This is a genomic window from Balneatrix alpica DSM 16621, assembly GCF_000619885.1.
Classification (GTDB): Bacteria; Pseudomonadota; Gammaproteobacteria; order Pseudomonadales; family Balneatricaceae; genus Balneatrix; species Balneatrix alpica.
This window is the reverse complement of the sequence record NZ_JHUZ01000001.1, coordinates 38,180-57,258: the sequence shown is the minus strand read 5'-3', so window position 1 is coordinate 57,258 and position 19,079 is coordinate 38,180. Positions and strand designations below refer to the sequence as shown.

Sequence of the window (19,079 nt, the reverse complement as noted above, 5' to 3'; positions counted from 1 at the left end):
CGTTCAATCTGAGCCATGATCAAACTCTTCAGTTTAAATCATTCGACACTGGAATAAGTGTCTAAGCTTGGCTCAAAGACGCAATAATCAATTACTGAAATAATTCAATGAATTGAGGTATTTGTCTCTGAATATCTTTGGTGATACCAGGACAAACGCCCACACGAATTACCTGATCAAATTTTTAAAGAGCATCGAAACGAGGCGCACATCTTACCAGCCTCGATCCTGTTGTCAAGCACCGTTTTTGGCAGTGCTGAGTGATTCGAGAAACCAGGATCACTCTCTTAGCCTGACTGCTCTCGCTGATCACTTCAGACTCTTAAGAATCAAAAAAGTGTTTATTTATCAGTGAGTTATCAGTGCTAAGTTTTCAACCGGAGCCAACATCGCCGTTGGTGGAGGCGCATTATAGAGATCAGAAAAACTTCGTCAACTCTTTTTTGCCTCTCATTTTCAACGATCTTTAGGATGGTTGAAAATGGCGGAGAGTGAGGGATTCGAACCCTCGATAGAGTTTCCCCTATACACCCTTAGCAGGGGTGCGCCTTCAGCCTCTCGGCCAACTCTCCACAAGGCGCGCTACTTTATCAGTCTTTCAGATAAAAGCAAGACTAATCAACTAATTGGGCGTTTTCGTTGCTTTTACTCTCTTCGGCATTCCCAACCACAAGCTAGCAAGAATTACTCCGCCGCCCACCCAATGATACCAACGCATTAATTCACCCAGCAGCAGAATAGACACCAATACCGCCGCTACTGGTATCATAGCTGTGAACAGTCCCGCATACTGCGCAGGAACATCACGCACCCCCGAATACCACAGCACAAGGGAAATAACGCTAGCCGTTAAGCTGTAATAGATCATCCAGCCCCACATTTCTGCCGAAACGGCCAATAGATTGCTTAGCGTTATTTCACCCCAGGCCAGAGGCAAGAAGAGCAAAAAACCCAGCAAGTTGACTGCTAAGGCCATTTTCAACGGAGATAAACGATTACTTAGCTTCTTTGCAAAGATGGTATAGAGGGCTTCACCTGCAACCGCGATCAGAATCAAGCTATTGCCTAGTAAGGGCGCACTACTCTGCTCGCTACCATTCACTTGAGAGTTAAGGATAAGAGTCCCCACAATTGCCAGGACAATTGCTAGGACAATTTTTCCACGCAACACTTCACGCAGTAGTAGCCACGAAAAAATTGCCACCATCGCAGGCAACGTACTCGTCAAGATCCCCGCATTAATTGCCGAGGTGTACTGTACGCCGTACAACATACACAGGTGAAAAACAAACACCCCAAAAAAGGCCTGTAAGAATAAGCTGGCGTGCTCGCCTCTCGTCAAGCTCCAGTGCCGTGAATCAAATAAAAAAACCAACGGTAAGAGCGTTAGTACAGCAATCGCAAAACGCAAAATTGAAAACAAAAAGATACTGACTTCTGCGATGATGACTTTACCAAGAGCGACATTGGCACCGACCATCGCCATTGCTGTCATCAGCTTAAGCACAGCCCATCCTTTACGCTTAGCTTCCACAACCCTTCCTTACTGAAATGCATGCAAAAAAGAACCCTGCCGAAGCAGGGTTCTTTTACAACAAAGCTAGATAGCTCAGGCTTACATCATGCCCATGCCACCCATACCGCCCATGCCACCCATATCAGGTGCAGCAGGCTTCTCTTCAGGGATTTCAGCAACCATTGCTTCAGTAGTAATCATCAGACCAGCAACAGAAGCAGCCGCCTGCAGAGCAGAACGGGTTACCTTGGCAGGATCCAGGATGCCCATTTCGATCATATCGCCATACTCACCAGTAGCCGCGTTATAACCGAAATTGCCTTCACCCTGCTTGATCTTATCAACTACAACAGAGGCTTCATCACCTGCGTTAGCAACGATCTGACGCAGAGGCGCTTCCATCGCACGCAGAGCCAGCTGAATACCGATAGTTTGATCGTGGTTAGCACCTTCTAGACCTGCAACAGTGCTCAGCGCACGGATCAGCGCCACACCACCACCAGGTACTACACCCTCTTCAACGGCCGCACGAGTAGCATGCAGAGCATCTTCTACACGAGCTTTCTTCTCTTTCATTTCAACTTCAGAAGCGGCGCCTACTTTAATAACTGCCACACCACCAGCCAGCTTGGCCACACGCTCTTGCAGTTTTTCTTTGTCGTAGTCGCTAGTAGATTGCTCAATTTCACGACGAATTTGCTCAACACGCGCTTTGATATCATCAGCGCTGCCAGCACCATCAACAATAGTGGTTTCTTCTTTGGTCAGCGTTACGCGCTTAGCAGTACCCAGGTGCTCCAGAGTAGTAGTATCCAGAGACAGACCTACTTCTTCAGAGATCACGGTACCACCAGTCAGGATAGCGATATCCTGCAGCATTGCCTTACGACGATCACCAAAGCCAGGCGCTTTAGCAGCAGCCACTTTGATAATGCCACGCATATTGTTCACAACCAGGGTCGCCAGAGCTTCGCCTTCAACATCTTCAGCGATAATCAGCAGGGGCTTACCTGCCTTCGCTACACCTTCCAGCACGGGCAGCAGGTCACGGATGTTGGAGATCTTCTTGTCCACCAGCAGGATGTAAGGACTATCCAGCTCAGCAGACATATTTTCCTGGTTGTTGATGAAGTAAGGAGACAGGTAGCCGCGGTCAAACTGCATACCCTCAACAACATCCAGCTCGTTCTCGAAACTGTTACCTTCCTCAACAGTGATCACACCTTCTTTGCCTACCTTTTCCATCGCACGCGCGATGATTTCACCGATAGACTCGTCACCGTTAGCAGAAATAGTACCAACCTGCGCAATGGCTTTAGTATCAGTGCAGGGCTTGGCCAGGGTCTTCAGCTGCTCAACTACCGCTGCAGCGGCTTTGTCGATACCACGCTTCAGATCCATCGGGTTCATGCCTGCAGCCACAGACTTCAAACCTTCATTAACAATTGCCTGTGCCAACACAGTAGCAGTGGTAGTACCGTCACCCGCGTTGTCATTCGCTTGGGACGCTACTTCTTTAACCATTTGCGCACCCATGTTCTCGAACTTATCTTTCAGCTCGATCTCTTTGGCAACAGATACGCCATCCTTAGTGACAGTAGGAGCACCAAAGGACTTGTCCAAAACAACGTTACGGCCCTTAGGACCCAGAGTCACCTTAACGGCATCTGCCAGGATATTAACGCCCGCCTGCATCTTGGCGCGGGCAGATTGACCGAATTTAACTTCTTTAGCTGCCATAGTGATTAATCCTAAATCTGTCTTAACGTATTGAAATCAATGAGAGTGGCGACGTTTACTTCTCAATAACAGCGTAAATTTCGCTTTCTTTCAGAATCAGCAGCTCTTCACCATCAATTTTAACGGTGTTGCTGAAAGGCCCGAAAAGTACGATGTCACCAACTTTAACATCCAGAGATTGGAGCTCTCCATTCTCCAGACGACGGCCATTACCCACTGCAATTACTTCGCCCTGATTAGGCTTTTCCGCAGCGCTACCCGGCAGCACGATGCCACCTGCAGACTTGGTTTCTTCTTCTTTGCGGCGGACTACCACACGATCATGCAAAGGACGAATGTTCATGCTTTAGCTCTCCTGATAGACATCAACATAGTCTAACGTTTTTGACTTCCCGGAGTTTCACCGGAACCTTGGTTGCCAGCCAAGATGGGGACAGCCAAATACATTTCAACACCCAGCCACAAAAAAATTACTCTTTTCGTTCAAAATCACCCTCTAGGGTGTTTTGAGCATGAGGACGTGCTCGAATCTCTTCACGCCAAGACTCCGCTTGTGGCGCGGAAGCCGAGTCCTGCCCAAACGCATGACGCTGAGCAGAAGCGCCTCCCATCACTTTAACCCTTCTACTCAGCTGTCGAATCAATCCTTTTCGGATCCCTGGCAACATACAGAGCAACCCAAATGAGTCCGTCACTAGGCCTGGGGTCAACAACAATACTCCCCCCACTGCCAAGACAATGCCCTCTAACATCTCTTGAGCAGGGATCTCTCCATGGTGCAAACGTTGCTGTGCACGCAAGAGCGTATTAAGCCCCTGGGTACGAAGCATGTAAGCTCCCCAAATCGCAGTGAAAACAATAAGCCCAAGCGTTGGCCACAACCCCATCCACTGCCCAACCTGAATCAATAGGGCGATTTCAATAATGGGCATGGCGATAAATAGCGGTATAAGAATACGCATACATTCCGTCCTATAACTGACTCTCCCAGAATAAAAGATTGGTCTTTCAACGTCTGTTACAAATCCGCACCTCCGCCGTTACGTTTTAAGGCTTGGATTTAACCCAACCGCCCCATATGATGCACTGCACAATAACTAGAACTGGCGCTATTGATGTCGCTAACAACAAGATTACGGGAGACTTACTATGCAAGTGCACAATAACGTGATTGCCATAACTGGTGGTGCACAGGGGCTAGGTTTAGCCATTGCGGAACATCTTGCCCAACAGGGTGCTAAGTTAGCACTCATTGACTTAAATGCCGGCCAGTTGGAAGCTGCAAGTGCCAAACTGGCCGATTACCAAACTGAAATCCGCATTTATGCAGCCAATGTTGCCGATGAGGCTCAGGTTGAACAAACCTTTAATCAGATCCAACAGGACTTCGGTCAGCTGCACGCTCTTATCAATAATGCTGGCATCACACGTGATGGCATGTTCATCAAGGCAAAAGATGGGGTTGTCAGCCAGAAAATGTCACTTTCACAGTGGCAAAGCGTAATTGATGTAAATTTAACAGGCACCTTTCTCTGCGGCCGTGAGGCTGCTTGCAAGATGATTGAGAATGCTCAACCAGGATGCATTATCAACATCTCCAGCATCTCTCGCGCTGGCAACATAGGTCAAACAAACTATTCAGCGAGCAAGGCTGGGGTAGCCGCCATGACTGTTACCTGGGCCAAGGAGTTAGCGCGCTTTGGCATCCGCAGTGTTGCTATCGCTCCTGGTTTTATTGGTACTGACATGGTGCTCAGCATGAAGCCAGAGGCTTTGAGCAAGATTGAAGGAATGATTCCAGCAGGACGTTTAGGCACACCACAAGAAATTGCCCATACAGTGGCCTACCTGCTAGAAAATGATTATATGAATGGCCGTGTTATTGAAATGGATGGTGGTTTACGTTTGTAAGGGTATCAAGCTGGACTGATGACCTTTTAGTAATCAGTCCAGCTGCTGCACTATAGTTTTCGCTCAAGCTGCTGCCCCCAAGGGGCCACTTTGAGCAGTAGCAACATACCAGGCAACGCCAACACGGCACATAGAATAAAAAACCACGTCCAGCCTACTGCCTCAACAATGTATCCAGTGGTGGCGTTAGCAAAAGTACGAGGCAACGCAGATAGTGCGGTAAATAATGCAAACTGCGTTGCGGCAAACACAACGCTGGTTTCTCGCGCAATAAATGCTGTAAAGGCTGCGGTTCCTAAACCCACCCCCAAGTACTCCATACTAATCACAACTGCCAGCAGCCAAACATTTGCTCCTACTTCAGCTTGCAGAGCAAACCCTAAAATAGTGACCAGCTGCACTGCACCAAATATCCAAAGCGCTCGATTAATCCCCAATTTAAGCATCCACAACCCACCTAGAATCCCTCCAACAATTGAGGCCCACAAGGCTGAGGTTTTTGCAACAACACCTATTTCACTTAATGAGAAACCTAAATCAATATAGAACGGGGTAGAGAGTGCCGTAGCCATGTTATCACCCAGTTTATAGAGAAACATAAAGCTCAAAATAAGCAATGCAGCCTGCCAGTTGTTTCGAGTAAGAAACTCTCTAAAGGGTTCTACTACAGCCTGTCGCAACGTTCCCGGCACCTTAACTTGTTCATTAGGCTCCTTAACACATAAGGTCAAAGCAATCCCCAATCCCATAAAAGCTGCAATAATCATAAACACTTGATTCCAGGGCAAATGATCAGCCAAGATCAACCCCAGCGCACCAGGTACCAGCCCTGATACACGATACGCTTGTACATGAACCGAATTCCCCCACCCCAGCTCTTGCTCAGGTAGCAACTCACGTCGATATGCATCTAATACAATATCTTGACTAGCACTAAAAAAAGCCACTGCAAAAGCAACGTACGCAACAGACGCAATTGAATACTGAGGATTCAAAAATCCTATATAACCGATGGATAGTAACAAGCACAACTGGGTAATTAGCATCCACCCTCGGCGCCTCCCTAAAAAAGGAGGAATATATCTATCCATAACTGGAGACCAAATAAACTTCCATGTGTAAGGAAACGTCACCAGAGCAAATAGTCCTATTTCTTTAACACCAATTCCTTGCTTACTTAAAAATGCAGGTAGTAACTGAAACAAAACATACAGCGGCATACCCGAGGCAAAGCCAGTAAAAACACAAATTAAGGTTCGTTTATTAAATATTGTTTGCCAACGCTCACTGCCGAACATAAAGGCTACCCTTGACCTAACACCAAGATTGATACACTCATGGTTGCATATATAAAAAATGCGGGCATAACCCGCATTTCACTGACTACTATCAATCCCTAAAGTTAGTAAACTGCAAAGGCAGCTCAATGTCTTCAGCCGCACGCAACAACGCGATCACTTCCTGGAGGTCGTCGCGTTTTTTCCCCGTTACTCGAACTTGCTCGCCCTGCACTTGTGTCTGCACCTTTAATTTGGCGTCTTTAACCATTTTGCTGATTTTTTTCGCTAACGGCTGATCCAACCCCTGCTTCAACTTCACTGTCTGACGCGCACGTAAGTTAGCGACGACCACATCACCCACTTCCAAACAACGTACATCAATATTGCGCTTAACCAGCTTACTCTTAAGTACTTCCAGCATCTGTTGGAGCTGAAACTCCACCTCCGCCATTAACAGCACTTCTTCATCTTTCAGCTCAATATCAGAGTCCACCCCTTTGAAGTCATAGCGAGTGCTGATCTCACGCTTAGCTTGATCCACCGCATTGGTGACTTCATGCATATCTAACTCGGATACGATGTCAAAAGACGGCATACTAGTTTCCTTCGATACTATGGCTAAAAATTTTACGCATTCTACTGAATCCAGGATATGGCTCCAAATACCACACTATGGCCAATATTGGGCGCAGGCTCCATGGGCTGTTTATTAGCTTGCATGACTCCTCAACCTGCTAGCTTCTTGCTCCGCCCGGGGCAATCAGCTCCCAATCACATCATCTATACCAATGACCAACGAGAGCACCAGGTCACCTTAGGCTCCCTACCTGATCGGCATCCACCACTCTCCCATCTGATCCTGGCTTGCAAAACCTATGACACCCAAGCAGCGCTAGAGCCCTGGCTACCGATTATTGCGCCTGACTGTCAAATTCTTTGCCTACAAAATGGAATGGGGCATGAAGAGCGCATTCTTCCCTTACTCCCTAAGGCACAAATACTCTATGCCAGCATGACCCATGGGGCTTATCGCCTGGCTCCTTTTAGCGTTTTCCATGCAGGTCAAGGGCAATTACTATTTGGTAATGGACACCCTACGCCCTCTACACCCTGGCAACAGCTATGTAGTGAGCAATGGGCAATCCATTGGCGTGCTGATATTCACACCCTGCTCTGGCATAAGCTGGCTGTCAATGCCGTCATTAACCCCCTCACAGCCCTAAGCGGCGAAACGAATGGGCAGTTACTGCAGCAGCCCAGACTACAGGCCTGGCTCCTTCCTTTATGCCGGGAGATTGAAAGCGTGTTAATCACACTGAGCATTCCCCTTCCCCAGCAAGGTTTGCAACAGCTGGTTGGGCAGGTTGCCCAAGCCACCAGCGCAAATCGTTCATCCATGTTACAAGATCGACAAGCTAAACGAAGGACAGAAGTGGATGCTATTTTGGGTCACCTGTTACGCCAAGGACAACTGCATGGCCTGCAGCTACCGACATGCAGTTGGCTCGCACAGCAGTTACAGATATTACCTGCAGGAAAATTTTTAACGCCCTGGCCGCTGCCTCCCGGCTGATATGGATCAGTATTTTGCCTGACACTTCTTTGTAAGCTGAGTGCAGTCTAATCACTAAGAAGGAGAAGCATCATGGCGAAACACGGAGACAATCCACAAGGCTATCAGGAAACCATGTCCCCATGGGTGTGGATCCCGCTACTCCTGGTTGCCTTCATTCTCTGCTTGGCTCCCGCTTGGATTGCGATCGCTATGCTGTTCTAACCCAGCACTGTGTCTAGCTAAGCCGAACATGCGCTCCACACTGAGCAGGAGCGCATCCCCTCCCTCCTCAAAGTGTAAATAACCTGCTTCTAAGCTTGCCTCATCCGCGGGTAAAGGCTGTAGCTGCTCAGTGTGATACTCGGTAATTCCTTCAATTTGCTCCAGGCGTAACGCGAACCAGGGTTTAAGGCCGTCCTGGCTAAGATAAAGCAATACTGGGCGATCCAACTGACGAACATCATCTTGCAGATTATTTAATAAATGTTGGCAAAACTGTAAGTGAGTACGTTTAAGCAGGCGCCATTCAAACTCCAAGGCAGACAGCTGCTGCCCCTGGCGCAAGCTATCCAACTTGACCACATGCTCACCCAATTCGATTACTGCCTGCTGTAATGGCTGCCAATTTAACTCTATGTGGCCCGTTGCCTGCTGCCACCCCTGAATCAACTGCCCTAGTCTAGGTAATGGCAACGGTTGGTTGCCTTTCAGCTGTTGCTCTAGCTCTTGTCCATATTCCCGCAGCGTAGCCTGGGCGGCGCCAAGCTGTTCAGTCAAGGTCGACAGGGTTACACTGTCGCCACGCGCAAGTATGCACGCACTGTCATAGACTTTGACAGCCACGGAGCGAAAGTAAACATAGCCCAACAATGCCGCACCGCCCTGACCCAGCTGTACCTTGGGTAAATCATCGGCGATCGACAACACATAGCTCACATCAATCGCATAGCGATGGCGCCCTAAACGGAAAGTCAGCACTCGTTGGTTTTCCAGGGATGCTGCTTTGCCCAGATTGCGAGCCCGCGAGGCTCCGGTGGCTGCTTGACTCATAAAAGATGTCCGCTCCTTTGTCTGGGGCAAGTATAGAGTATCGGCCAGGGATTATCGTTGATCATGCGGAGTCTGTTCTACCCTCTTGTCACCTCTCCCCACGCACGTCAGCATGCCCTAGGGTGGCTGCTGGCTCTCATGTGGTTAGGCTACCTTGCCAGCCTCTTCACCTCCCTTAGCCTCTGGCCAAGCATTATTCTGGCTTGGCTAGCGCTCTGCCTAAGCTGGCCTTGGCTTGCCAAAAATAATCAACGCCAGAGCCTCATATTAGCCCTCATTGGCTTAGGCTGTACCCTCTGGGCTTACCAGCGTGGCGCCGTGCTAGAGCCCGCCAAATTGCTGGGTAATTACGTCCCACTCCTTTCTATGCTTGTGGCCGTCAGTTTCTTACGCCTACTCGGCAGTCAACGCCCACACCATAGCCCAGAGGGAGCCCGCGCCCTGCTAAGCACCTACACAGCGGTGCACCTACTAGGGGCCATCCTCAACTTATCCATTCTGGTGATTATGGGTGACCGGATGCAGAAACAAGGCCGTTTAACTCCTCTACAAGGGGTAGTACTCAGCCGCGGCTTTGCACTTGCCGCTTTTTGGTCGCCTTTCTTTGTAGCCATGGGGGTAGCCTTAGTTGCGGCTCCGGGTATGAACCTATGGCAGGTACTACCGGTAGGTGTCCTGATGGCCCTCGTGGCCACACTACTGAGCTATCTGCAGCTGAAAGACCACGCTCAAACCTTTAGTGGCTATCCACTGAGCCCCCGCCATTTACTGTTACCTTTTAGCTTGGCGACCTTGGTGCTGATACTGCATCACTTCTTTCCAGAGTGGTCTGTCATTCTGATTATTACCTGCCTGGCACCTGCACTGGCCCTGTGCTATGTCGGTTTACGTTATCGTTCTCTACAACCTATGCAGGAGCATCTACACAGCAATCTGGGAAAGATGGGGAGTGAGCTAGGCCTTTTTCTCGCCGCAGGCTTGCTTACAACAGGTATGAACATGCTCAGCCAAAGTGGCTTATTACGCTTACCCTTAACCACCTTTGGCGCCTGGGAGGCAGGACTGATCTTCCCGTTATGTCTGGTACTAGCTTGGCTAGGGGTTCATGCCATGATTACCATTGCTATTTTGAGCCCGCTGCTACTCCCCCTTCAACCAGACCCTAACTTACTAGGCATGCTATTCCTCGGCATCTGGGCGCTAGGCTCCAGCTCTTCACCGCTATCGGGCATGAATATGATGCTAGCCAGCCGTTATGCCCTCTCCGGACGGGCGCTCTGGCGGGCCAACGCACCTTTCGCTTTATTGCTCTGGCCCCTGTTCTGGCTGCTTCTTTGGCTCTATGAACAGCTGTAATAGCTGACACTCTCAGCAACTGGCGAACAAACTGTTATGGCAAATTAAGAAAAAACTGTATCTACTCAATAACAGTTGTCGCCAGTAGAGTGAAAGCAAGCCGTTAGGAGTACGCTGTATGAACGATGCTTTCTACACTCATATCCAACAACAAATCACCGACATCCAAGCCGCTGGACTCTATAAACAAGAGCGAGCTATCACCACTGCCCAGGATGCCGCCATTCAAACCAATCAAAGCGGCCGAGTGATTAACCTCTGTGCCAACAATTATCTTGGCCTTGCCAACCATCCTGTCCTCATCCAAGCAGCCCAACAGGCCCTGAGCGAATATGGCTATGGCATGGCCTCGGTGCGCTTTATTTGTGGCACCCAAAGCCTGCATCAACAGCTTGAGCAGGCGCTAAGCCAATTTTTGGGGATGGAAGACACTATCCTCTACTCCTCCTGTTTTGATGCCAATGGCGGGTTATTTGAAACCCTGCTGGGACCTGAAGATGCTGTTATTTCCGATAGTTTGAACCATGCCAGCATCATCGACGGCATTCGTCTGTGTAAAGCCCAGCGTTTTCGTTATGCCAACAACGATCTGGCTGATCTGGAGCACCAGCTGCAGGCGGCACAAAACTGTCGCTTCCGCTTGATCGCCACCGATGGTGTCTTTTCCATGGATGGCATCATTGCCAACCTCAAGGGTATTTGTGACTTGGCCGAACGTTATGATGCCCTGGTGATGGTGGATGACTCCCACGCGGTCGGTTTTCTCGGTGAACAAGGCCGTGGCAGTCATGAATACTGCCAAGTGATGGGTCGTGTCGATATTCTTACCGGTACCCTGGGTAAAGCCTTAGGGGGCGCATCCGGTGGCTATATCAGCGCTCGCAAGCCTGTTGTCGAACTCCTACGCCAACGCTCACGGCCTTATCTGTTTTCCAATAGCCTCGCACCAATGATCACCGCAGCCTCTCTGGCAGCATTACAGCTGCTGGAACAAGGAGAAGATCTGCGCCGTCAGCTTAAGATCAATACCCAATACTTTCGCCAGGGATTAGCTGCACTTGGCTTCACCCTCGTACCGGGAGAGCATCCTATTATTCCGGTGATGCTCGGCGATGTCGTGTTAGCCCAACAGATGGCGGAACAGCTGTTAGCCGAAGGTATTTATGTTGTAGGCTTCTCCTACCCTGTTGTTCCTAAAGGCCAAGCGCGCATCCGCACCCAGATGTCCGCAGCACTCAACCGAGAACAGCTTGATCAGGCCCTGGCCGCCTTTGCTAAGGTTGGCCGCCAACTCAAGGTCATCAACTAAGGAATTGCGATGAAAACCCTGGCGAAACTCCATGCTGCTCCTGGTCTCTGGTTACATGATGCACCGCTGCCAGAACTGGGGAATAACGACATCCTGATCAAAATTCGCAAAACCGCGATCTGTGGCACCGATATGCATATCTGGCACTGGGATGAATGGGCGCAAAAAACTATTCCTGTTCCTATGCATGTGGGCCATGAATATGTCGGTACGGTAGCAGCACTTGGCAATGATGTTACGGGCTTCCAACTGGGAGATCGTGTATCGGGCGAGGGGCACATCACCTGCGGCCTTTGTCGTAATTGTCGCGCTGGCAAGCGCCATCTGTGTCGTGAGACCTTGGGAGTCGGCGTAAACCGGCCAGGGGCTTTTGCCGAATATTTAGTTATTCCTGCCGAGAATGCTTTTAAGCTGCCGGATAATGTCTCCGATGATTTAGCCGCTATTCTCGACCCGCTGGGTAACGCTGCTCATACAGCGCTCTCTTTTGACTTGGTCGGCGAGGATGTACTCATTACCGGCGCAGGCCCCATTGGCATTATGGCGGCCGCTATCTGCCGCCATGTCGGCGCCCGCCACGTGGTAATCACCGACGTCAACCCCTACCGCCTCAGCCTGGCGGAAAAAATGGGGGCCACTCGGGCAGTGAATGTCAGCACCACGCGCCTGCCTGATGTTATGCAAGCATTAGGAATGACCGAAGGCTTTGATGTTGGCCTGGAGATGTCAGGCGTCCCTGCTGCTTTTCGCGACATGCTGCACCACATGAATCATGGTGGCAAAATCGCCATGCTCGGCATTCCCTCCCAGGAAATGGCTATTGACTGGAGTGAGGTCATCTTCAAGGGGCTGGTTATCAAGGGTATCTATGGTCGGGAAATGTTTGAAACCTGGTACAAAATGGTGGCCATGTTACAGAGCGGGCTCGACTTAAGCCCAATCATCACCCACCACTTCCCAGTGAACGAATTTGAGCAAGGCTTTGCAGTGATGGGCTCCGGCCAATCCGGCAAAGTCATTCTGGACTGGGAGTAAGCGCCAATACGGCCCACTCAGTCGCACTGGGTGGGCAATCACAATACCTGTTGCAATGCTCTGGCAAACTCAGGCCATTGGGGCGTCTTGACCGCCACACTCAAACGTAAACAGTGCTGAAAATGCTCGGTACCCGAAAACAAATGCCCTGGCATCACACTGACCCCTTGCTCCAAGAGACGCTGATACACCTGCATTGCATCCTGCGCTGAAGCAAGCTGCAACCACAGCAAAAAACCACCACGAGGCAATTGCCAATGCACAGGTAAATGTTCTGCTGCCAAGGCCTCCCCAGCAGCTTGCATTTGCTGGCGATAACTACGACGAATGCGTCTTAAATGACGATCATACTCACCACGAGCAAGGTATTCGGCGATAACCCGCTGCGATAGCGCATGCCCCGCTAGAGCGGTTACCGTAAACAAACGCTGTAAAGTCGCTTGAAAGCGTCCTGCCACCAACCATCCCACCCGGAAACCAGGGGCAAGAGTCTTAGAAAACGCACTGCAATACAGTACCCACCCCTCTCTATCCCAACTTTTTAGTGGACGAGGACGGCGACTACCATGGGTAAGATCGCCATAGGTATCATCTTCAATCAACGGAATCTGTGCTGCACTTATCAACGCCACTAAACGTGCTTTAGCTTCATCCGGCATCAGACTGCCGCTTGGATTGGAAAAGTTAGCGGACACCACACAGGCTTTCACTGGCCACTGGCCCAAGGCTCGCGCGAGCGCCTCCACATCTAACCCATCCTGGGGATGACAGGGAATTTCCAAGGCTCGTAGTCCCAATGCCTCAATCGCCTGGAGTAAGCCATGATAGGCAGGGGACTCAATCGCTATAATGTCACCAGGCTTAGCAAGCGCCCGCAAGCAAAGGCTCAATGCCTCCTGGCACCCCTGGGTAATCAGCACATCCTCTTTATCAATCTGACAGCCCACCAACTGCATACGCTGGCTGATCTGGCGACGCAGCTCCTCATCTCCCGGCGCAAAGGCATAGTCCGTTAATAAAGAAGGTTGCTCACGTAAGCAGCGAGCACTAATACGCTTTAATGCATCCAAGGGCAAATAACAGGGTTCGGGTACCGCTGCCCCCAAATGCATTAACCCAGGCTGATGTGACTGCTGCAATACTCGACTAATCAGTGCATAACGCTCCACAGCAGCTGGAGCAGGCTCCGTTTGCTGTTGGATTTTAGGCAATGACAATGAGCGGGCACGTACGTAATAACCAGAGCGAGGCCTGGCCTCAATCAGCCCTTGCGCTTCTAATAGCCCTAAAGCTGCCAGGGCAGTACTGAAGCTGACCTGCCATTCTTGATGCAAGCGCCTGACAGAGGGCAATCGCTCCCCCTCTACATAAGCTCCAGACTGAATTGCTTTAGCCAAACGCTCGGCCACTTGTTGATAGAGCACCCTTTCCTCCCTTCCCCCATATGAAAAAGGCCGCTCCAAGGAGCGGCCAACTTCAGGCAAAGCGTGGGTCTTTACCTATTAGAGCAACATACGGCGTACGTCACTTAACACACTGGTGATGTAGGTCAGGAAACGACCAGCATCAGCACCGTTAATCGCACGGTGGTCATAAGACAGGCACAGTGGCAGCATCGTACGCGGCTCAAACTCCTTACCATTCCAACGTGGCTTCACATCAGCACGAGATACCCCCAGAATCGCTACCTCAGGGGTATTCACGATAGGAGTAAAACCAGTACCACCGATGGCACCCAGGCTGGAAATAGTAAAGCATGCGCCCTGCATTTCGGCTGGCTTAAGCTTCTTCTCCTGCGCCTTCTTGGCCAACTCATTGGCCTCGCGAGACAGTTCATACAGGCTCTTTTTATCCGCATCACGGATAACAGGCACCACCAGACCAGCAGGCGTATCAACCGCCAAACCAATGTGTACATACTTCTTGTAGACGATGTGTTCACCATCGGCATGCAGAGAAGCATTGAACTTCTGGTTGGCCTTCAAAGCCAAAGCACAGGCCTTGATCAGGAAAGGCAGCGGAGTCAGCTTAACGCCAGCTTTTTCAGCTTCAGCCTTCACTTCTTTACGGAAAACTTCCAGATCAGTGATATCGGCATCATCAAACTGAGTCACATGAGGCACATTCAACCAGGCACGGCTCATGTTAAAGGCCGTGACCTTGTGAATTTTGCTCATCGGCTGCAGCTCAATTTCACCAAATTGGCTGAAATCGATCTCCGGAACCTGCGGAATCCCGGCTCCAGCAGCAACCGCCGCACCTTCACTGGCACGTGGCTTAGCCAATTCCTGCTTAACGAAGCTCTGCACATCCTCTTTAAGGATACGACCACGGGGGCCGGTCGGGGTAACCTTGGTCAGGTCAACACCAAACTCACGTGCAATCATACGCACCGCAGGGCCCGCGTGAACCTTCACTCCTGCTACGCCGGTAGCAGCGGCAGGAGCCGCAACAGGAGCACTGGCCGCAGGAGCCGCAGCACTCGCAACAGGAGCGGCGGCAGGCACAGGTGCCGCACTGCCAGCTACTTCCAATTCCAGGATCAGGTCACCTTCAGAAACCTTAGCCCCTTCTTTCAGAGCGACAGACTTCACAACCCCGGCCTTAGGTGCAGGCACTTCCATTGAAGCCTTATCAGTCTCCAATACGATCAGGGAATCACCTTCCTCAATCTGCTGGCCGACTTTGACACAGACTTCAATTACATCAACGCCTTCACTACCACCGATGTCAGGCACCTTCACAGTCTCCACCCCACCCGCGACAGGTGCGGGGACGGGAGCTGTAACGGGGGCAGATGCGGCAGCAGGGGCTGATTCCGCTTTGGCAGTGGACTCAATGGGTGTTGCCTGAGCAGGACCAGAAGCGACTTCCAGCTCAAGAATCACATCACCTTCCGAGACTTTCGCCCCTTCAGCGATCGCAATGGATTTCACTACACCACCTTTGGGTGCAGGTACTTCCATCGAAGCCTTGTCAGATTCCAGCACCAGCAGAGAGTCCCCTTCTGCTACGGTTTGCCCGACCTTAACGCACACTTCAATTACGTCAACGCCTTCACTACCGCCAATATCTGGCACCTTCACTACTTCGGTTGCGACGCCGCCGGCAGCAGCCGGTGCTGGCGCAGCAGGAGCAGGAGCAGGAGCAGGAGCAGGAGCAGCAACCTCTGCCTCAGGTGTCGCTGCAACAGCGCCCGCCACCTCTAACTCGACAATCAGGGTTCCTTCAGCCGCCTTGTCACCCTCTTTAACAAGCACCGCTTTAACTGTGCCAGCCATAGGTGAGGGAACATCCATTGAAGCCTTATCAGACTCCAACACAATCAGGGAATCCCCTTCGCCGACTTGGTCACCGACCTTGACGCAGATTTCAATTACATCGACTTCATCGCTGGTGCCGATATCCGGCACTTTAATCATTTCTGTAGTCATGGAATGTCCTCAGAGTCCGTCGGCTTAAACAGTTACCGGATTGGGCTTGTTCGGGTTAATGCCAAACATCTTAATCGCCCGGGACACTTCGCTTACATCGATGCGCCCTTCTTCTGCCAAGGCTTTCAGCGCTGCCACAGTTACGAAGTAACGATCCACTTCGAAGAAGTGACGCAGCTTCTGACGGGTATCGCTACGACCAAAGCCGTCAGTACCCAGCACACGGTAACGGTGCGGCACAAACTCACGCAACTGATCAGCATACAGCTTCATGTAGTCGGTAGAAGCCACAACTGGGCCGTCGAACTTCTGCAGGCACTCAGTAACATAAGGCACTTTAACCGGTTCTTCCGGATGCAACAGATTCCAACGCTGGCAATCCAATGCCTCACGGCGCAGCTCGTTGATACTGGTCGCACTCCAAATATGAGACTCCACCCCAAAGTGTTCGCGCAGCAACTCAGCTGCTGCCTCAACTTCACGCAGAATGGCGCCAGAGCCCATCAGCTGCACGCTCAGTTTGGCATCTGCCTTTCCTTCGGATAGCAGGTACATCCCTTTAATGATGCCTTCCTCAGCACCAGCAGGCATTTCAGGATGCGGGTAGTTCTCGTTCATCGTGGTGATGTAGTAGAACTTGTTCTCTTTATCATGGAACATCCGCTTGATGCCGTCCTGAATGATCACCGCCAGCTCATAGCTATAGGTAGGATCATAGGTCACACAGTTCGGAATAGTTGAAGCCAAAATGTGGCTATGGCCATCCTGGTGCTGCAAACCTTCACCATTCAGAGTGGTACGGCCAGACGTTGCCCCAATCAGGAAACCACGCGCCTGCATATCCCCTGCTGCCCATGCCAGGTCACCAATACGCTGAAAACCAAACATGGAATAATAGATATAGAAGGGAATCATCGGGCAATTGAAGTTGCTGTACGCTGTCGCACACGCCATCCAGGCCGCCATCGCGCCCGCTTCGTTAATCCCTTCTTCCAGGATCTGACCGTCTTTGGACTCTTTATAGAACATGATCTGATCACGATCATGCGGGGTATAACGCTGACCAGCAGAGGAATAAATCCCCAACTGACGGAACATCCCCTCCATCCCGAAGGTACGCGCCTCGTCAGGTACGATAGGTACAATACGAGGACCAATGTTCTTATCTTTCACCAGGGTGGAAAGAATACGAACAAACGCCATGGTGCTGGAAATTTCCCGATCACCCGAGCTCTTCAGCTGTGCAGACAAAGCATCCAGTGGCGGTGTTTCCAACGCCTCAAAATCTTTGCGACGGACAGGATAGAAACCACCCAAGCTGGCGCGACGCTCCAGCATATACTTCATTTCAGCGCTATCAGGCGCCGGACGATAGTAGGGCACTGACTCTAATTGCTCATCGGTCAGCGGGATATTGAAACGATCACGGAAGATCTTCAAATCTTCCAGCTGCACTTTCTTCAGAGAGTGCGTATCGTTTTTCGCCTCACCAGATTTACCCGTGCCGTAACCTTTAACTGTTTGAGCCAGAATAACGGTAGGCTGACCTTTATGATTCACCGCCGCATGATAGGCTGCATAAACCTTGTAGGGGTCATGGCCACCACGGTTAAGGTTCATAATGTCCTGATCAGACAAGTCATTGACCATGTCCTTCAGCTCAGGATATTTACCGAAGAAATGCTCGCGAGTATAACCACCGCCATTAGCCTTGTAGTTTTGTAGCTCGCCATCAACCACTTCATTCATACGCTTCTGCAACAAGCCTTGCTGATCACGCTCAAACAGCGGATCCCAATGACGGCCCCAGAGCACCTTGATCACGTTCCAGCCAGCACCACGGAAGATGCCTTCCAGCTCTTGTACGATCTTACCGTTACCCCGCACCGGTCCATCCAGGCGCTGCAGGTTACAGTTGATGACGAAAATTAGGTTCTCCAGCTGTTCACGACCAGCCAGAGAGATCGCCCCCAGGGTTTCTGGCTCATCACACTCACCATCTCCCAGGAATGCCCATACTTTGCGGTCGCCACGCTTGGCCAGGCCACGGGCAGACATGTAACGCATGATATGTGCTTGGTAAATCGCTTGAATCGGTCCCAAGCCCATGGAAACGGTTGGGAACTGCCAGAAGTCCGGCATTAACCAGGGGTGAGGATAAGAGGAGAGACCGTTACCATCTACTTCGCGACGGAAGTTATCCAACTGTTCTTCCGTCAGACGCCCTTCCAGATAAGCACGGGCATAAATTCCCGGTGAAATATGGCCCTGGAAGAACACCATGTCAGCTTCTTGCTCGCCTTCATTGCCACGGAAGAAGTAGTTAAAGCCGATGTCATACAGTGTGGCTGAAGAGGAGAAGGAGGAAATGTGACCACCTAATCCTTCATTATTGTTGTTGGCACGCATAACCATCGCCATGGCGTTCCAACGAATGAAGGAGCGGATACGACGCTCCATAAACAGGTCACCCGGCATCCGGGCTTCATCACGCGGCGAAATAGTGTTGACATAAGGAGTGGTTAAACCACCGACTCCATCAACCCCCATTTCACGGGCACGCTGCCCTAGCTGACCTAATAAAAACTTAGCGCGATCCTTACCTTCGTTATTGGCGACTGAGCCTAACGCATCAAGCCATTCTTGGGTTTCAATTGGATCGATATCATCAATAAAGTCTTGCACTATGAATTCCCCACGTTGAATTCTCATTCCTGACATCTCTGTATATTTGCTACAAAGACGCTCCCTATTGTGCATTGCAACAGGCGTATGGTTGTTATTTTTGTAGTAATACTACAAAAGCGGACTACAAAAATCCACTTTCGACTCAAGCAGATGGCATCCTCCCATGCAAATAGGAAGGATTCATGACAACAACAAGCTAAAACTC

At 50.6% G+C, this 19,079-nt stretch carries 15 protein-coding genes and 1 tRNA gene; 5 read left to right on the top strand and 11 right to left on the bottom strand.

Annotated features, from left to right (window positions below):
• Window positions 1-482 precede the first annotated feature (482 nt).
• The 5 genes from Q334_RS0100240 to Q334_RS0100220 form a co-directional block, all read right to left on the bottom strand.
• Window positions 483-572 (bottom strand) — tRNA-Ser (locus Q334_RS0100240).
• Window positions 573-622: 50 nt separating this feature from the next.
• Window positions 623-1,534: a DMT family transporter gene (locus tag Q334_RS0100235; RefSeq protein WP_081414281.1), complete on the bottom strand. Its 912-nt coding sequence runs from the start codon at window positions 1,532-1,534 to the stop codon at window positions 623-625.
• A gap of 81 nt (window positions 1,535-1,615) precedes the next feature.
• Window positions 1,616-3,256 (bottom strand): chaperonin GroEL, encoded by a 1,641-nt coding sequence (gene groL, locus Q334_RS0100230; protein WP_027311450.1) that lies wholly within the window; start codon window positions 3,254-3,256, stop codon window positions 1,616-1,618.
• A 55-nt stretch (window positions 3,257-3,311) separates the two neighbouring features.
• Window positions 3,312-3,599 (bottom strand): co-chaperone GroES, encoded by a 288-nt coding sequence (locus tag Q334_RS0100225; RefSeq protein ID WP_027311449.1) that lies wholly within the window; start codon window positions 3,597-3,599, stop codon window positions 3,312-3,314.
• Between the two features lie 127 nt (window positions 3,600-3,726).
• The gene (locus Q334_RS0100220; protein WP_027311448.1) at window positions 3,727-4,218 is read right to left on the bottom strand and encodes an FxsA family protein; all 492 of its coding nucleotides are present in this window, start codon (window positions 4,216-4,218) and stop codon (window positions 3,727-3,729) included.
• A 187-nt stretch (window positions 4,219-4,405) separates the two neighbouring features.
• On the opposite strand from Q334_RS0100220, the gene Q334_RS0100215 reads away from it, so the two are divergent.
• Window positions 4,406-5,167, top strand: coding sequence for an SDR family oxidoreductase (locus Q334_RS0100215; protein WP_027311447.1), 762 nt, complete (start codon window positions 4,406-4,408; stop codon window positions 5,165-5,167).
• Between the two features lie 50 nt (window positions 5,168-5,217).
• On the opposite strand, the gene Q334_RS0100210 is transcribed toward Q334_RS0100215, so the two are convergent.
• Together Q334_RS0100210 and Q334_RS0100205 are read right to left on the bottom strand one after the other, a co-directional pair.
• Window positions 5,218-6,465, bottom strand: a complete 1,248-nt coding sequence (locus Q334_RS0100210) for an AmpG family muropeptide MFS transporter (protein WP_027311446.1) — start codon at window positions 6,463-6,465, stop codon at window positions 5,218-5,220.
• A gap of 91 nt (window positions 6,466-6,556) precedes the next feature.
• Window positions 6,557-7,042 (bottom strand): YajQ family cyclic di-GMP-binding protein, encoded by a 486-nt coding sequence (locus tag Q334_RS0100205; RefSeq protein ID WP_027311445.1) that lies wholly within the window; start codon window positions 7,040-7,042, stop codon window positions 6,557-6,559.
• A 57-nt stretch (window positions 7,043-7,099) separates the two neighbouring features.
• Between Q334_RS0100205 and Q334_RS17430 the strand changes: the two genes are divergently transcribed.
• Window positions 7,100-8,020 (top strand): ketopantoate reductase family protein, encoded by a 921-nt coding sequence (locus tag Q334_RS17430; RefSeq protein ID WP_081414280.1) that lies wholly within the window; start codon window positions 7,100-7,102, stop codon window positions 8,018-8,020.
• A gap of 138 nt (window positions 8,021-8,158) precedes the next feature.
• On the opposite strand, the gene Q334_RS0100190 is transcribed toward Q334_RS17430, so the two are convergent.
• Entirely contained in the window at window positions 8,159-9,052 is an 894-nt protein-coding gene (locus tag Q334_RS0100190) for a hypothetical protein (protein ID WP_027311444.1), read from the bottom strand.
• A gap of 63 nt (window positions 9,053-9,115) precedes the next feature.
• Here Q334_RS0100190 and Q334_RS0100185 point away from each other — a divergent pair, with 63 nt between their 5' ends.
• From Q334_RS0100185 to tdh, 3 genes are all read left to right on the top strand, one after another.
• Window positions 9,116-10,408: a hypothetical protein gene (locus Q334_RS0100185; protein ID WP_051527397.1), complete on the top strand. Its 1,293-nt coding sequence runs from the start codon at window positions 9,116-9,118 to the stop codon at window positions 10,406-10,408.
• A 118-nt stretch (window positions 10,409-10,526) separates the two neighbouring features.
• Window positions 10,527-11,717 (top strand): glycine C-acetyltransferase, encoded by a 1,191-nt coding sequence (locus tag Q334_RS0100180; RefSeq protein ID WP_027311442.1) that lies wholly within the window; start codon window positions 10,527-10,529, stop codon window positions 11,715-11,717.
• A 9-nt stretch (window positions 11,718-11,726) separates the two neighbouring features.
• Complete coding sequence (gene tdh, locus Q334_RS0100175) at window positions 11,727-12,752, top strand: L-threonine 3-dehydrogenase (RefSeq protein WP_027311441.1); 1,026 nt, start codon at window positions 11,727-11,729, stop codon at window positions 12,750-12,752.
• 38 nt (window positions 12,753-12,790) lie between these two features.
• On the opposite strand, the gene Q334_RS0100170 is transcribed toward tdh, so the two are convergent.
• From Q334_RS0100170 to aceE, 3 genes are all read right to left on the bottom strand, one after another.
• Entirely contained in the window at window positions 12,791-14,176 is a 1,386-nt protein-coding gene (locus tag Q334_RS0100170) for an aminotransferase-like domain-containing protein (RefSeq protein ID WP_035460424.1), read from the bottom strand.
• Window positions 14,177-14,254: 78 nt separating this feature from the next.
• Window positions 14,255-16,186 carry a dihydrolipoyllysine-residue acetyltransferase gene (gene aceF / locus Q334_RS0100165; protein WP_027311439.1) on the bottom strand — a complete coding sequence of 644 codons (1,932 nt, stop codon included), beginning with the start codon at window positions 16,184-16,186 and terminating at the stop codon, window positions 14,255-14,257.
• Between the two features lie 24 nt (window positions 16,187-16,210).
• The gene (gene aceE, locus Q334_RS0100160) at window positions 16,211-18,898 is read right to left on the bottom strand and encodes a pyruvate dehydrogenase (acetyl-transferring), homodimeric type (protein ID WP_051527396.1); all 2,688 of its coding nucleotides are present in this window, start codon (window positions 18,896-18,898) and stop codon (window positions 16,211-16,213) included.
• Window positions 18,899-19,079 lie beyond the last annotated feature (181 nt).

Coding starts and splice junctions, on each gene's coding strand:
- Q334_RS0100210 (WP_027311446.1), bottom strand. CDS start 6,465: ATGTTCGGCAGTGAGCGTTGGCAAACAATATTTAATAAACGAACCTTA.
- Q334_RS0100180 (WP_027311442.1), top strand. CDS start 10,527: ATGAACGATGCTTTCTACACTCATATCCAACAACAAATCACCGACATC.
- Q334_RS0100215 (WP_027311447.1), top strand. CDS start 4,406: ATGCAAGTGCACAATAACGTGATTGCCATAACTGGTGGTGCACAGGGG.
- aceF (WP_027311439.1), bottom strand. CDS start 16,186: ATGACTACAGAAATGATTAAAGTGCCGGATATCGGCACCAGCGATGAA.
- groL (WP_027311450.1), bottom strand. CDS start 3,256: ATGGCAGCTAAAGAAGTTAAATTCGGTCAATCTGCCCGCGCCAAGATG.
- tdh (WP_027311441.1), top strand. CDS start 11,727: ATGAAAACCCTGGCGAAACTCCATGCTGCTCCTGGTCTCTGGTTACAT.
- aceE (WP_051527396.1), bottom strand. CDS start 18,898: ATGAGAATTCAACGTGGGGAATTCATAGTGCAAGACTTTATTGATGAT.
- Q334_RS17430 (WP_081414280.1), top strand. CDS start 7,100: ATGGCTCCAAATACCACACTATGGCCAATATTGGGCGCAGGCTCCATG.
- Q334_RS0100220 (WP_027311448.1), bottom strand. CDS start 4,218: ATGCGTATTCTTATACCGCTATTTATCGCCATGCCCATTATTGAAATC.
- Q334_RS0100185 (WP_051527397.1), top strand. CDS start 9,116: ATGCGGAGTCTGTTCTACCCTCTTGTCACCTCTCCCCACGCACGTCAG.
- Q334_RS0100190 (WP_027311444.1), bottom strand. CDS start 9,052: ATGAGTCAAGCAGCCACCGGAGCCTCGCGGGCTCGCAATCTGGGCAAA.
- Q334_RS0100205 (WP_027311445.1), bottom strand. CDS start 7,042: ATGCCGTCTTTTGACATCGTATCCGAGTTAGATATGCATGAAGTCACC.
- Q334_RS0100225 (WP_027311449.1), bottom strand. CDS start 3,599: ATGAACATTCGTCCTTTGCATGATCGTGTGGTAGTCCGCCGCAAAGAA.